The organism is uncultured Marinobacter sp., assembly GCF_963974375.1.
GTDB lineage: Bacteria > Pseudomonadota > Gammaproteobacteria > Pseudomonadales > Oleiphilaceae > Marinobacter.
On sequence record NZ_CAXBDN010000007.1, the window covers coordinates 25,201 to 37,699 of the forward strand.

General features: G+C 60.4%; 10 protein-coding genes and 1 other RNA gene. 6 read left to right on the plus strand and 5 right to left on the minus strand.

Going from position 1 to position 12,499, the window contains the following annotated elements; translation table 11 throughout:
• Positions 1–54 precede the first annotated feature (54 nt).
• Positions 55–798 (plus strand): hypothetical protein, encoded by a 744-nt coding sequence (locus AAC035_RS01135; protein WP_339799194.1) that lies wholly within the window; start codon positions 55–57, stop codon positions 796–798.
• Complete coding sequence (locus tag AAC035_RS01140) at positions 795–1,976, plus strand: hypothetical protein (RefSeq protein WP_339799196.1); 1,182 nt, start codon at positions 795–797, stop codon at positions 1,974–1,976. The genes AAC035_RS01135 and AAC035_RS01140 overlap by 4 nt, the downstream gene beginning before the upstream one ends.
• 16 nt (positions 1,977–1,992) lie before the next feature.
• Here AAC035_RS01140 and prsR read toward each other — a convergent pair whose 3' ends face one another.
• From prsR to AAC035_RS01165, 5 genes are all read right to left on the minus strand, one after another.
• Positions 1,993–3,366 carry a PEP-CTERM-box response regulator transcription factor gene (gene prsR / locus AAC035_RS01145; protein WP_339799199.1) on the minus strand — a complete coding sequence of 458 codons (1,374 nt, stop codon included), beginning with the start codon at positions 3,364–3,366 and terminating at the stop codon, positions 1,993–1,995.
• 108 nt (positions 3,367–3,474) lie between these two features.
• Positions 3,475–5,616 carry an XrtA/PEP-CTERM system histidine kinase PrsK gene (prsK, locus tag AAC035_RS01150; protein ID WP_339799201.1) on the minus strand — a complete coding sequence of 714 codons (2,142 nt, stop codon included), beginning with the start codon at positions 5,614–5,616 and terminating at the stop codon, positions 3,475–3,477.
• An 89-nt stretch (positions 5,617–5,705) separates the two neighbouring features.
• On the minus strand, positions 5,706–6,653 hold the full coding sequence (locus tag AAC035_RS01155) for an SDR family oxidoreductase (RefSeq protein ID WP_339799203.1): 948 nt from the start codon (positions 6,651–6,653) through the stop codon (positions 5,706–5,708).
• Positions 6,653–7,468 (minus strand): 1-acyl-sn-glycerol-3-phosphate acyltransferase, encoded by an 816-nt coding sequence (locus tag AAC035_RS01160; protein WP_339799206.1) that lies wholly within the window; start codon positions 7,466–7,468, stop codon positions 6,653–6,655. The genes AAC035_RS01155 and AAC035_RS01160 overlap by 1 nt, the downstream gene beginning before the upstream one ends.
• Positions 7,469–7,537: 69 nt before the next feature.
• Complete coding sequence (locus AAC035_RS01165; RefSeq protein ID WP_339799208.1) at positions 7,538–8,425, minus strand: D-hexose-6-phosphate mutarotase; 888 nt, start codon at positions 8,423–8,425, stop codon at positions 7,538–7,540.
• Positions 8,426–8,600: 175 nt separating this feature from the next.
• Between AAC035_RS01165 and AAC035_RS01170 the strand changes: the two genes are divergently transcribed.
• The 4 genes from AAC035_RS01170 (at position 8,601) to dnaX (ending at position 12,454) form a co-directional block, all read left to right on the plus strand.
• The gene (locus tag AAC035_RS01170) at positions 8,601–9,266 is read left to right on the plus strand and encodes a 2OG-Fe(II) oxygenase (protein ID WP_339799209.1); all 666 of its coding nucleotides are present in this window, start codon (positions 8,601–8,603) and stop codon (positions 9,264–9,266) included.
• Between the two features lie 101 nt (positions 9,267–9,367).
• An RNA gene (gene ffs / locus AAC035_RS01175) (signal recognition particle sRNA small type) lies at positions 9,368–9,464 on the plus strand.
• A gap of 198 nt (positions 9,465–9,662) precedes the next feature.
• Positions 9,663–10,061, plus strand: coding sequence for a GFA family protein (locus AAC035_RS01180; RefSeq protein WP_339799211.1), 399 nt, complete (start codon positions 9,663–9,665; stop codon positions 10,059–10,061).
• Positions 10,062–10,180: 119 nt separating this feature from the next.
• Positions 10,181–12,454 carry a DNA polymerase III subunit gamma/tau gene (gene dnaX, locus AAC035_RS01185; protein WP_339799213.1) on the plus strand — a complete coding sequence of 758 codons (2,274 nt, stop codon included), beginning with the start codon at positions 10,181–10,183 and terminating at the stop codon, positions 12,452–12,454.
• Positions 12,455–12,499 lie beyond the last annotated feature (45 nt).

Consider the following 12,499-nt stretch of genomic DNA (forward strand, 5'->3'; position numbering starts at 1 on the left):
GCTGCCGCTATTATTCTTTATCTGCCCGTTATTATTGCCCTGGTCATCTGGGCGGTGCTGCCCCTGTCGGTGGCGCAATGGCTGCTGGTTCCGGTGTGGGTGGTATGCTGGCAGCTGGTCTTTACCGGTGTGTTTGAGGCATCGCGACTGCGGCGGCGGGCCTGGCTGGGCCAGTATCTGAAACCGGAGTCGCCCTGGAGCCACTGGTTGCGGGGCGGAATACTGATGTTTGTACTGGCCCAGGCTGGCAGCGCGCTACTGGCACTGGTTCTGGTGGTGCGCCTGCGGCAACTGGTCTGGAGTGAGGGCCTGGCCCTGCTGATGGGTCTGGTGGTGTTTCTCGGGTTACTGGTGGTATTGCGGCGCTGGCTGGCGGGGCATGTCCTCGCCGATTATGTCAATCCGGTCTGCCGCCGGCTGCTGGTGTATCCGGTGTCACTGGTGCTGACCCTGGCTCTGGTTCTGATCAGCTACTGGCGGCCGCAGCCCTGGTATGTCGGGCTGAGCTGGAATGAAGCGGTGGCGCAGGGAGCTGCGAACGTCCACGGTGACTCCCTGCTGGCGGCACTGCAACGGTCGGCACAGGCCCTCGAGATCACGCAGCTGTGGGGGATGCAGAACGTCAGTGAGAGCCTGGTTGCCGGATCGTTACTGATTGCGCTGGGCTGGAGTCTGCTGCTGATCATGCAGGCGGCCTTTGCCTGGTCCTTTGTCCGCCTGCTGACCGGTACCCACACGCTGGGCGATGCTCGCCGCCGGGGCCGGGCGGGGAAGGTCAACCTGGGTGATTCGCCATGAGAAATTCGGAAATAGCCGGATCTGATCCGGAGCGTACTGTGGAAGTGGCGGCCGCCACCTCGCCGCGGCATCATTATCGACTGGCTCTGATATTGATCATTGTGCTGTCGGCCGTGGTTTATGTGGGTTACCCGCTGTTGCTGAACACTGTCCAGACGCCGGTCCTGCGCATCGTCATCAATGGCCAGCTCCATGAACTGGACCGACCCGCACAGCATCAGTTTGGTGAAGCCATGTCGGGTGAGCTGGCAAGGATCGAGCGTCGCGTCATCGAGGATATGAGCGGTTGGGCTCATGGCCCGGTCGCGGCGGCATTCCAGCCCCTGGATGCCGGTGTGGACAGTTATCTGGACTGGCATTTCTCGGCGTTGGGAAGTTATGGCCGGCTGGGCGCGACGGTGGTTGGCGAGCTTGAAGACTGGTCGCAGGCCCAGATCGAAAAACGGCTGCTGGAACCCTCGGGTATTGATGAGGCGCTCGCCAGTTTGCCGCAGGCATTCGATGAGGCTTTGCTGGCGTCCCAGCGGGCGCGGTTGCAGCAGATGCAGGGGGCGCTGGCGGATCAGTTTGCGGCTTACCGTGTGGCAGGTCCAGCAGGATCGTTGCCGGGAGCGGCGGTACCTGACCTGGATTTTGACGGTGTTGCCGGGCGCCTTCTTGATGTTCGCGCAGACCAGCTTCGGGTCGCGGCCAGCGGCAGCGCAGCCGTGGCCATCGGTGGGTGGGCGGCGCTTCGCGGAGGCGCCCTGGCCAGCCGATTTCTGTCGGGGCGGGCCATGCAGCAGGGCGGAGCACTGGTTACCCGGTTTCTGGCCCGCCTCGGATTACAGGCAGGGCGCTCAGCGGCCCTTGCCGGCGGCTCTGCAGCGGCCACTGCCCCCGCCGGTCCCGGTGCGCTGGTGGTGGGTGGTGTGGTGTTCGCGGCCAGCATGACGGCGTTTGTAGGCACCGAATACCTGGCCCTGAATGTTCAGGAAAAAGCGCAAAGGCCGGAGCTTGAAGCCCAGTTACGAAAAGACATGACGGTTGCTCAGGAAGAACTGGTGGCAAGTCTGGAGCAGTACGCCCGGGACAGTACCCGGGCCATGACCCAGAGTCTGTTTTACCAGGCGGACGCTGCCCAGCTGGCACTGGGCTCACCGCGCCAATACCGGATTCCGGAGGCCTTTGAGCGGTAACCCCGGCGAGAGACCGTCAGACCTGCTCGGTCTCGGCAGAGGTGTCGATCCGGTACTTATCGGTCAGGTTGTACAGGGTAGGGCGGGTGACGCCCAGTAATCTTGCTGCCTGGGCCATGTTGTGCCCCGTTGTTCTGAGTGCCTGAACAATGGCGTCCCGCTCGGCCGTTTCGCGAACCTGTCGGAGGTTGAGCTGATGATCTGCCGGCTCGCCTTCAACGGTCAGCTCCAGGTCCGCTGCGGTAAGGCGCTTGCCCTCTGCCATAATGGTGGCCCGTTTGACCTTGTTGATCATCTCACGGACATTACCGGGCCAGTTATAGCCGTTGATTGCACGCACGGCATCGTCGCTGAAGGAAAGCTGGGGGCGGTCCATTTGCTTCGCCAGGCTCTGCAGCAGGGAGCGGGCAATGACCAGCGAATCGCCCTGACGGTCTCTCAGTGCAGGTACGTCGAGGGTGATCTCACTGACACGGTAATAGAGATCTTCGCGAAACTCACCGCTGTCGATCAGCTGGCGAACGTCACGGTGAGTCGCACAGATGACCCGGACATCTACCGGTACCGGCTTTATGCTGCCCACGCGGTCCACTGAGCGCTCTTGCAGGAACCGCAGCAACTTGGCCTGCAGTGACATGGGCATGTCGCCGATTTCGTCCAGAAACAGAGTGCCGCCATTGGCGCTCTCGATTTTGCCTTTCTTGCTTTGGGTGGCGCCGGTAAAGGCGCCCTTTTCATAACCAAACAGCTCACTTTCCAGCAGATTCTCCGGTATGGCTGCGCAGTTGATAGCCGCAAAGGGCTTGTCCGACCGATGGCTCAGGTCGTGGAGGGCATGGGCCAGCAGTTCCTTGCCAGTGCCGGTCTCCCCGGTAATCAGGGTGGTGACATCGGTAGGTGCAATTTTTTCAAGGGTGCGGCATACCGTCAGCATCTGGGGGCTGGCGGCAATAATGCCCTTGATGCTGGTGCCGTTCTGGCGACTGGCCAGGTCACGGTTTTCCCGCTCCAGCTCCGCCAGGCGAAAGGCCCGGTTGACCACGAAAGAGAGTATGTCCGGATCCAGTGGTTTCTGATAGAAGTCACTGGCGCCCATACCTATGGCACGGACCGCGTTTTCCTTGTCTTCCCGTCCGGTCACAACGATCACCTTGACCATTGGCGACAGTCGCAGGATGTCATCCAGCAGGGCAAACCCTTCGGTGGCGCCGCCGGGATCCGGTGGCAGCCCCAGATCCAGGGTCACGACCTGGGGCTCATGGCGCCGCAGAAGCGTGAGTGCGGCTTCGCGGTCACTGGCCACCTCCACCGACAGATCTTCGCTGAAACACCAGCGCATCTGGCTTTGAAGGCCCGGATCGTCTTCAACTATCAGGAGTCGTTTGATCACAACGGCAGAAATCCTTTTTTACGTTATGTTGCAGTTTTACGGGGCATTTCACGGGCCACACGAGGAAAGCCCGGGCCCGGAGTGCTCAAGTGTCGGCTGAATACGATTCTATTGCAAACCCGCCGCCCGGTTGCTGTCCGCAGACTCGTCACCTGCCACAGGCCCGACCGGTGCATGGCCGGCCCGGGCCAGCATCTTTACGGTTGGCAGCAGAACCGAAAAACAGGATCCCATGCCGGGCTCACTGGTGACATCAATATTGCCGCCGATCTGGCGCACATACTCTCTGGCCTGGTAGGCGCCAATGCCCATGCCGGTAAGCCCCTTGGTGCTCTCGAAGGGTTTGAAAAGTTGCATGCGAATGAAGTCTTCGGTCATGCCGGTACCGGTGTCCTGGATGAAAAGCACCACGTGGCCGGTTGACGCTTTCAGGGTCAGGGTGACTTCGCCGTCGGGCGGGGTGGCATCCTGCGCGTTCTGGATCAGGTGCCCCAGTACACTCTTCAGTTGCTCCTGATCCGCCTCCACCATCACCGGATCCCTGGGCCCGAGCACCCTGGGTGCGGGTTTGTTACGACTGTAATGGTCAGCGAGTTCAGCGATCAGTTTGCGCAGGTCCACGGGGTACAGCGAAGACTGTTCGCCCGCCGGTTTGCGGATATGGTCCACCAGGTTCGACATCTTCTGGACCGCGTGTTCGGTGGTGCTGATCATGTCGTCGATAAAGGCTGGATTGTTGCGGTGATGGGCGGCATTGCGAACCAGCAGGGTGAGCTGGGCAATCAGTGTTTTCAGGTCGTGAACCATGAACGCGGAAGCCTTGCTGACCGCTTCGAACTGCATGGCGCGGGACAGCCGGTTCTGGGCGTCAGCCTGGGCGAGGAGGTTACAGGTCTGCCGCGCCACCACCCGCACCAGGTCGAAATTTTCCCAGTTCAGCTCCACTTTGGCGTTGCTCTGGCCGATCAGTGCAATTCCGTAGAGGCTGTTGCCCAGGTACATGGGAATGACCAGCCAGCCCTTGCTGAAATTCAGAATGGGATCAGGAATTTCCAGCAGATTGTAGCGAACCGGATCGGAGCGGTATTCGCCCAGGTCGATGATCCACTCCCGTTCGCTGAAAAACCGGGTCAGCTCGGCGTTGCCGTCAATGTTGGTAAACCTCGGCGGTACCATGTTGACAGCACTCTGCAGCATGAAGTTGCCGTCTTCATCCCGAACCCAGAGCACACCGGCCGTGCTTTCCACCAGTCCCGCCAGTATGCGAATGACCCGCTCCGGCAACGGGGGCGTATCCCGCAGGTCGGCCAGTTCGCGGGTCATTTTCAGCCATTCTTCTCGATAATCGTACTTGTAGTCGAAAAAGTTCTTGCTGATGAACATCATCAGCCTGGCCCGGAAACGGCGGGATGTCAGCAGCATTGCGAGAAAGCTGAGGGCTATGGTGACGAACAGGATTTGCAGCGCATCGCCCCAGTCACCCCCAAGAACGCGCACGTAGTAGCCGCCGGCAGAAGCAAACACCAGGTAGATGCCGGCAAACACCAGGCCACCCACGTGGAACATGGCATTGCGGGAAAGCTGAAACTCTACTGGTTGTTTGCGGGAGTTGATCATGGTGACGCTCATCAATGGCGCTACCATGGCGTTTACCAGGCCCCGGGCATCCCAGAAAGCTGGCGAGATCTGCCCGAACAGCAGGGCGTCGGTGTACATGAAAAAGTCATAGGCGAACAGGGAAAGTGCACCAATACAGAGGTAGCGCACGCTGGATCGTCCGGACTGCATGGAGTTGCGCCAGATCTGCTCCACCAGGCAAATGCCGAGTAACGACAGGGCAATCTGTCCGACTATTTTTAACCTTCCACTGACCAGCGGCAGATTAAGAAGCATCTCAAGAGCCGCAAGGGTAACCAGTGAAAACAGCACAATGAAGGTCAGTAATCCGAGGTAACGCCGCATCTGGGTGGCAACCCGACTCAGGCGATCGGCACTATGCAGCAGGGTCAGCATCATCAGCACCCAGCCGGCGTCCCGCAGCAGTTCGAGCAGATACCGAACCATGAAGGAGGGTTCGGACCAGATCTGCTGGGTGACCAGAGACCCCGCCCAGAAGAACGACAACAAGGCGGCAAGCAGCAATACCCGGTCGGTGTTGCGGCGCAGGTAACGGGTCATGATCAGCACGGCCAGCAACGCGAATGCCAGCGCTGCGGCGGAGTAACTGATCAGTCCGAAATCTTTGAACATTGATGGCACATCCTGTGGTGCATTCCGGAGCAGGTCGCCGACACGGAACCGGCGTTTATTGCCCGTACTTTCCAGCCTGACCGGTCAGATTACACCGGGTGCTTGTTTTCCCGGTAATAGTGGAATATCTCATCCAGCGACCGCCGCGGTCTGAAGTCAAAATCCTGGCTGAAAGCCCTTCCGTCGATGATGACAGGGTACTTGAAAAAGTCCATCAGGTAGGACGGAAAACGCCGCAGGTTCAGCAGCCGCAGAATGGTTCTGGGCAGAATGGGCGGAATGGACGGCACCGGGAATTGTTTGCAGCCACACAGTTCAAGGGCGTGTTGGTAAGCCACCCAGTCGCAGGGTGCTACGTTGTAGATGCCGCGTTTTTCAATCTGCAGGGCTTTCACCAGGGCTTCGGCCATGTCGTCAATATGGATAAACTGCATCATCGGCGAGAAACCGGCGAGCACCGGAGCCCGCTCGCTGGACAGCAGGGTACTGATGGCGTTGCGTACCCCGGGACCCACGATGTTGCAGGGGCGCAGTACCGTGATGTTGAGGTCCGGGTGGCGCCACAGGTAAATATTGGCGAGGTTTTCCAGTTCCACGGAATCCACCAGGTCCATGGTCAGGCCGGCGGCCTTGAGCGGTGCTTCCTCGTCGATCAGAGCCGGGTTGAAGGGCACGGCTCCGTAAACATGATAGGTCGACAGCACAATAACCCGGTGAACACCGTATTTGTGGCTCAGGTCGAGCAGCTTCTGGGTACCCAGAACATTGGAGTTATAGCGGCTGATACGGGTTTCCTGGCTCGACATGATGCGGCCAAGGTGAATCACCCCGTCAAACTGATAGCGCCGGAACAGGTCCTCAAACACGCGCTTGTTGAAGTCGATGCAGTAACTGGGAATGTCGTCCCCCAGATAGACCTGCTCGCGGAAATCCACCGCCACCAGATCGCAGGTTTCCCGCAACAGGTTGATGACCTGTTGCGCCAGTGTGCCGGCAGCGCCGGTAATCAGAATATGGGGTCTTCTTTCGTTGCTCATCAGAACAGGCTCTTCCTCTGGTCCAGTCCTTTCTTGATCAGTTCGCCCACGGCCGCCTTTACCTGCTCGACCCTGGCCGAAACCTGTTCTTCGGGGATGTCGTGGTCATCAAAAAACATGGGTTCACCCACGCAGAGGTGTACCTTGGCCGGCAATACCACCGGCAGTGCCACGGGCAGGTAGGGCAGCCCCAGAACCCTGGCCACCGGCTTCAGGTTGGCAAAGGCAGGAATGGTTTCCTCGCAGCCCACCACGCCCACCGGTACCACCGTCGCCTTGTGCTTCATGGCCAGGTGCATGAAACCATTGCCGAAACGCTTGAGCTGATAGCGGTCGCGGTAAAGCTTGCCGGAGCCCCGGACACCCTCCGGAAACACGATGACAGCCTCACCATTTTCCAGCATCTTGGCGCAGTTCACCGGATCGCCCAACACGGCGCCGAACTGGTTCAGCAGATTGCCCAGGTAAGGAACCGTCGGGAAAAACCGCTCGATCATGGCACGGGGAATGCGGGGCCGGACTTTTCGGGAAGCAAGGGCAAAGCCGATCAGCAGGCCATCCAGGGGTAGTTGCCCGCTGTGGTTGGCAACGATCAGCACCGGGCCTTCAGCGGGTATACGATCGATGCCATCCACCTCAACCCGGAAATACTTGTCGTAGATTTTCTGGGTGACGGCGTAGCCGATCTTGAGGGTTTCATTGTTGTAGCCCCAGGGATCATAGCCAAGACTGCCAATGGGCTTCCCGATCCGGTCGATCTGTTCATCCAGTTCAGCCGGCACCAGATGGCGCTTCAGGAACGATGACAGGCTCATGTGTGGTCCTTTTTTCTCTTTTCAGCAGTATAGGGTAATGTCATGGGTAGTCAGCCGCCGCCAGTGAAGTTATTTCAGCTGAAGTGCCAGGACATGGCTTTGTCCTGGCTCAAGAACCTGATAATCCGTCGCTGCGTTGGCGGTTTCCACACACAGCATATGACCCCAGCCATCATCAGGAAAGTCTGAAAGCGTTTTCGCCTTGCTCACCCCCGGATTCCAGACCACCGTCGAGTCACTGCCACTGGCACTGAGTGTGCGGATGCCGGCAGGCGTGGCCAGGGTCAGGTCCGGGGCGCCAAGGTAAATGCGGTCCAGTTCGCCCTGGAAATAGACCGGGCCGATCTGGTTGAAAGTGTGCCACTGGCGCAGGGTGTCGATGTACTCGCAGTTATCCAGACCCCGGAGCTCGGTATCGTAGATGTCCGGTGTTGGCAGGTAGGTGTGCAGTGCCTGGCTGAACGCCAGGGTGTCCGGGCCCCGGTTGGTGGTGCTGAGGGCAATCTGGCAGCCCTCAGCCGAAAACCGGAATCGGATCAGTGCGGTGGCTTTGCCCTGCCACAGGGCGGCGGTGGTCTGATCCGTGGCTAACGAGAGGCTCAGTTCCACGTGGTCTTCGGATTCGGTCAGGTCCTCCAGATGCCAGGGTTGAACACGGGCAAAGCCATGGGCGCTGTCTGCCTTTACCCGTCGCTGAACGGCAGGCGGGTTTCGTGCCGGATCACCGAACCAGGGCCAGCACACCGGAATGCCACCACGGATTGCGCGGCCTTTCTGATAACGGGCCTGGGGGCTCAGCCACAACCAGTCTGACTGGCCGGCCGGAAAGTAGCTGGTGAGGTGAGCGCCCTGCGGGAACACCCGGGCGCTGAACCGGGGATGGCGTATGTCCAGGGCGTCCAGCTCATCAACGGCGATGGAACGGGTAAAAGACCACTGGGTGGTGGGGGGGGTCAAGTCTGCCTCCGTTTGTGTTTTATACTGGCCGGCTGTAACTGGTGGTGTACCTGCATAGGTGTAGCGCGGATTTGTGCCTTTCGTCCAGTCCCACAAACCAACTAAACTGCGGTTTTCACTGATTGGGTACCTTGTTGTGGATCTGAAGTCTGTCATCCCGCTTGTCGGGGCCCTCATGCACGATCCGGTTCTGGCAAGGCCGCCCTTGTCCGGGCTTTGGCTGGATCAGCTTGCCGACGGTCTGGCCGGTCCGGGCTGGATGTGGCTGGATGCCCGGGAACAGCTGGGTACCGGTTTGCTGTCGGGGCTGCAGTCGGAGGTGGAAACGCTGCAGCAGGCCGAGGTGATGAGGGAGGCCGGCATTGGCCGCGGGCAGGATCTGGTCCACGACCGTGGTATCCGGCGGGACAGAATTGCCTGGCTGGATGGCAAAACCGCCGTTCAGGCCGAGCTGTTCAGGTTTCTGGAACTGTTGCAGGAGGGCCTGAACCGGCGCCTGTATCTGAATCTGCGGCGGTTTGAGGCTCACTACGCCAGTTATGGCGAAGGGGACTTCTACCGCTGTCATCTGGACAGCTTTCGTGGCCGGGCGTCACGGGTGGTCAGCCTGGTGCTGTACCTCAACGACAACTGGCTGGCGACTGACGGTGGTGAGTTGCAGCTGTACGATCCCAATTCTCCGGAGTTGGAGTGTGCCCGTTTACCACCGGAAATGGGGCACCTGGCGCTGTTTCTGAGCGAAGAGGTGCCCCACGAAGTCCTTCCCGCCAACCGCAAGCGCCACAGCATTGCCTGCTGGTTCCGGCAGGATGAAGTGCCGGTGCCGCTGACCGGGTTGTAGGGGTGTGGGGTGGAAGCCTGCTTAAATCCTTGATGAGCCTGCAGCCTCCTGATACTATGCGCGCCGCATCCGGGCAATCCGGATGAACGTTATGGTGGCCCCGCTGGTGCCTCCGCAACGATAAACCGTGAACCCGGTCAGGCCCGGAAGGGAGCAGCCGCAGCGGTGGATTCGTGTGCCGGAGTGTTGCTGGGGGGGTCACCCCCAGAATCCCCGGCTGTTATTTCTGTTTTTTCCTGACACTTCCGTTTTTCCACTGCGCTTCCCGGTGCCTGCAACGCTGTGGCCAACTGTTCGCCGCATCATGAATTGGGTTATTGTAGCCATTCGCCGGTTTTGCGCGGATCCGCAGAACGCCAATAACCAAAAATGTTGCCTGCAATCAGAGGACCGGACATGAAAGGTAGTTGCCTGTGTGGCTCTGTCGAATATGAAGTTGATCAACTGGATACACCGATTCAGCACTGTTCCTGCCGAACCTGCCAGAAGGCCCACTCAGCTGCCTTCAACAGTGCCTCCGGGGTGCTGCGGGACCACTTTCGCTGGCTGAAGGGTGAAGATCAGCTCAGCAGTTACGAGTCGTCTCCCGGCAAGTTGCGTTATTTCTGCTCGCAATGTGGCTCCCATCTGGTGGCGGACAAAGAAGGCATGCCCTGGCTGGTGCTCAGGGTTGCCAGCCTGGACGAAGACCCCGGCGCCCGCCCGGAGTTCCGCATCTGGACCTCCCAGGAGTCTGCCTGGCTTGACTACGGCCCCCATCTGCACCGGTACCCGGAATCAAAGCCGAAGGTCTAAGTGGTTGTCAGCGAGCGGTAATCGCCTGGTTGCCGCGGCCCGGTTTTCTTCTTCTGGTTCACTGGCCGTGGTAAGGTAAGCCTTTTCCAACCGCACACTGTCAGCACAGTCGAAACCCTATGAGCTATCAGGTACTGGCCCGTAAATGGCGCCCCAAAACGTTTCAGGATATGGTCGGCCAGGAACATGTGCTGCAGGCACTGGTACATGCGCTGGAGCACAACCGGTTGCACCACGCCTACCTGTTCACCGGCACCCGGGGTGTTGGTAAAACCACCATTGGCCGCCTGTTGGCCCGGTGCCTGAACTGCGAAACCGGTGTCACCGCCAATCCCTGCGGGGAGTGTGGCAGTTGTCGCGAAATCCTGGAAAACCGGTTTGTCGATCTGATCGAAATTGATGCGGCCTCGCGGACCGGCGTCGATGACATGCGTGAACTGACCGATAACGTGCAGTACGCACCGTCCCGTGGCCGTTTCAAGGTGTACCTCATTGATGAGGTACACATGTTGACCAACCAGTCCTTCAATGCCTTTCTGAAAACCCTGGAAGAGCCGCCGGAACACGTCAAGTTCCTGCTGGCCACCACCGATCCCCAGAAACTGCCGGTAACCGTGCTTTCCCGCTGCCTGCAGTTCAACCTCAAGCGAATGACGCCGGAGCATATCGTCGGGCATCTGCGCTATGTGCTTGGCGAGGAGCAGATTCCGTTTGAGGAACCGGCGTTGTGGCAGCTGGCCCGGGCCGCGGATGGCAGCATGCGCGACGCCCTGAGCCTGACGGATCAGGCCATTGCCTTCGGTAATCAGAAGCTGGCCACCAGCGACGTCAGCAGCATGCTGGGCACGATTGATCAGCGGGATATCGAAACCCTGGTGGATGCCCTGGTAGCCGGTGATGGTCCCGCCTTGCTGGCAGAAATACATCGTATTGCCGGATTTTCACCGGATTATGGTGCCATTCTCACGGATCTGTTGTCGCTGTTTCACCGCATCACCACCGAGCAGGTGGTGCCGGGCAGCGCCGATAATGCCCTGGGCGATGCCCATCGGGTGCAGGCCCTGGCCCGGGAACTCAGTGCTGAGGATGCCCAGGTGTTCTACCAGTCGGCGCTGATCGGGCGCAAGGACCTGGCAATCACCCCTGACGCCCGTATGGGTTTCGAGATGACCATGCTGCGAATGCTGGCCTTCCGTCCCGGAGCAGAGCGCCGTGAGCCGCCGCTGCAGGTGGCGACGGGCCGGTCATCTGCCGACCATCTGTCGGGTGCCGGTCAGCGCGGTCGGGAAGGTCGGGACGAGGGCACAGGCCCGTCGTCGGGAACCGGTGGCGAGGCTGCAGAGGAGCCCGCGCCTGCGGATGTCTCCGTTGATGTTGCCATGCCTGCGACACCTTCGGCCGAAGCGCCGTCATCTGAGGCACTCCCGGCTCATGGGGCCCCGGTCGCAGAGCCCGAAGCCGAGACTGCTCCGGTAACAGAGCAGCCGGTCCGGCAAGCGCCGGAACAGCATGCGGCAAGCCTGCCCGAGCCCACGGATACGGTGCCGTCGCCGCCTGCTCCGCAACCGTCAGCAGTTGTTGCACCGGATGCATCTGCGGTTGTACAGGACGATGCGTCGCCCGAGCAGTCAATGCAGCAGCCCCCGGAAACGGAATTGAGTGCGGATGAGGCGGCCCTGCTGGCCATGGCCGATCAGGCCGTGGACCAGTATGACGAAGACGCCGAATACGCTTACGATGACTACCCGGAGCCCACGGCGACCAGGGCAGAATCGGAAGCTTCGCGCGTTACCTCGGTGCTGGAGCAGGTGACCTCCATGGGCCGTAAGGTGGTCCATGAGGTTGCGCCGGAGCCCGGGGAGCACACGCCTGTGAGCGCAGAGCCGCGCACGGATTCGGAGCCTGCGCCCGCGCCATTGGCAGAAGCGGTGCAGGGCGATGCCGCGCAGCAGCCGGCGGTGGTCACCGAGGTACCGGCGGAAACGGCCGTCGCGGCAGATACCAGTGATTTTCACTGGCCACGGGATTTTCGCAAGCTGGGTATCGTCGGCATGCCGGGCAACCTTGCCAGCCAGGCTGAATGCCGGCGCGAGGGCGACCGGTTTGTGCTGATGCTCGATGAAGGCCATTACCGTCTGCTTAACGACCGGCATCAGCAGAAGATTCTTGAAGGGCTGAAGGGCTTTTTTGGCGCCAGCGCAGAGCTGGTGGTTGAAAATGCCCCGACCGGCGACCAGACCCCGGTCGCCTGGGAGGCCAGAGCAAAGGCTGAGCGCCAGCAGCAGGCCGAGGCATCCATAGAGACCGACCCGCTGGTCAGGGCGATTGTGGAACGCTTTGACGGCCGCGTCGTCAAAGAAAGTATCCGGCCTGCAGATTCAGCCACAGGCTGAGTCAGCGGGCCGGTTGAGAGCTACCCGATTACTGAACCATCGGCA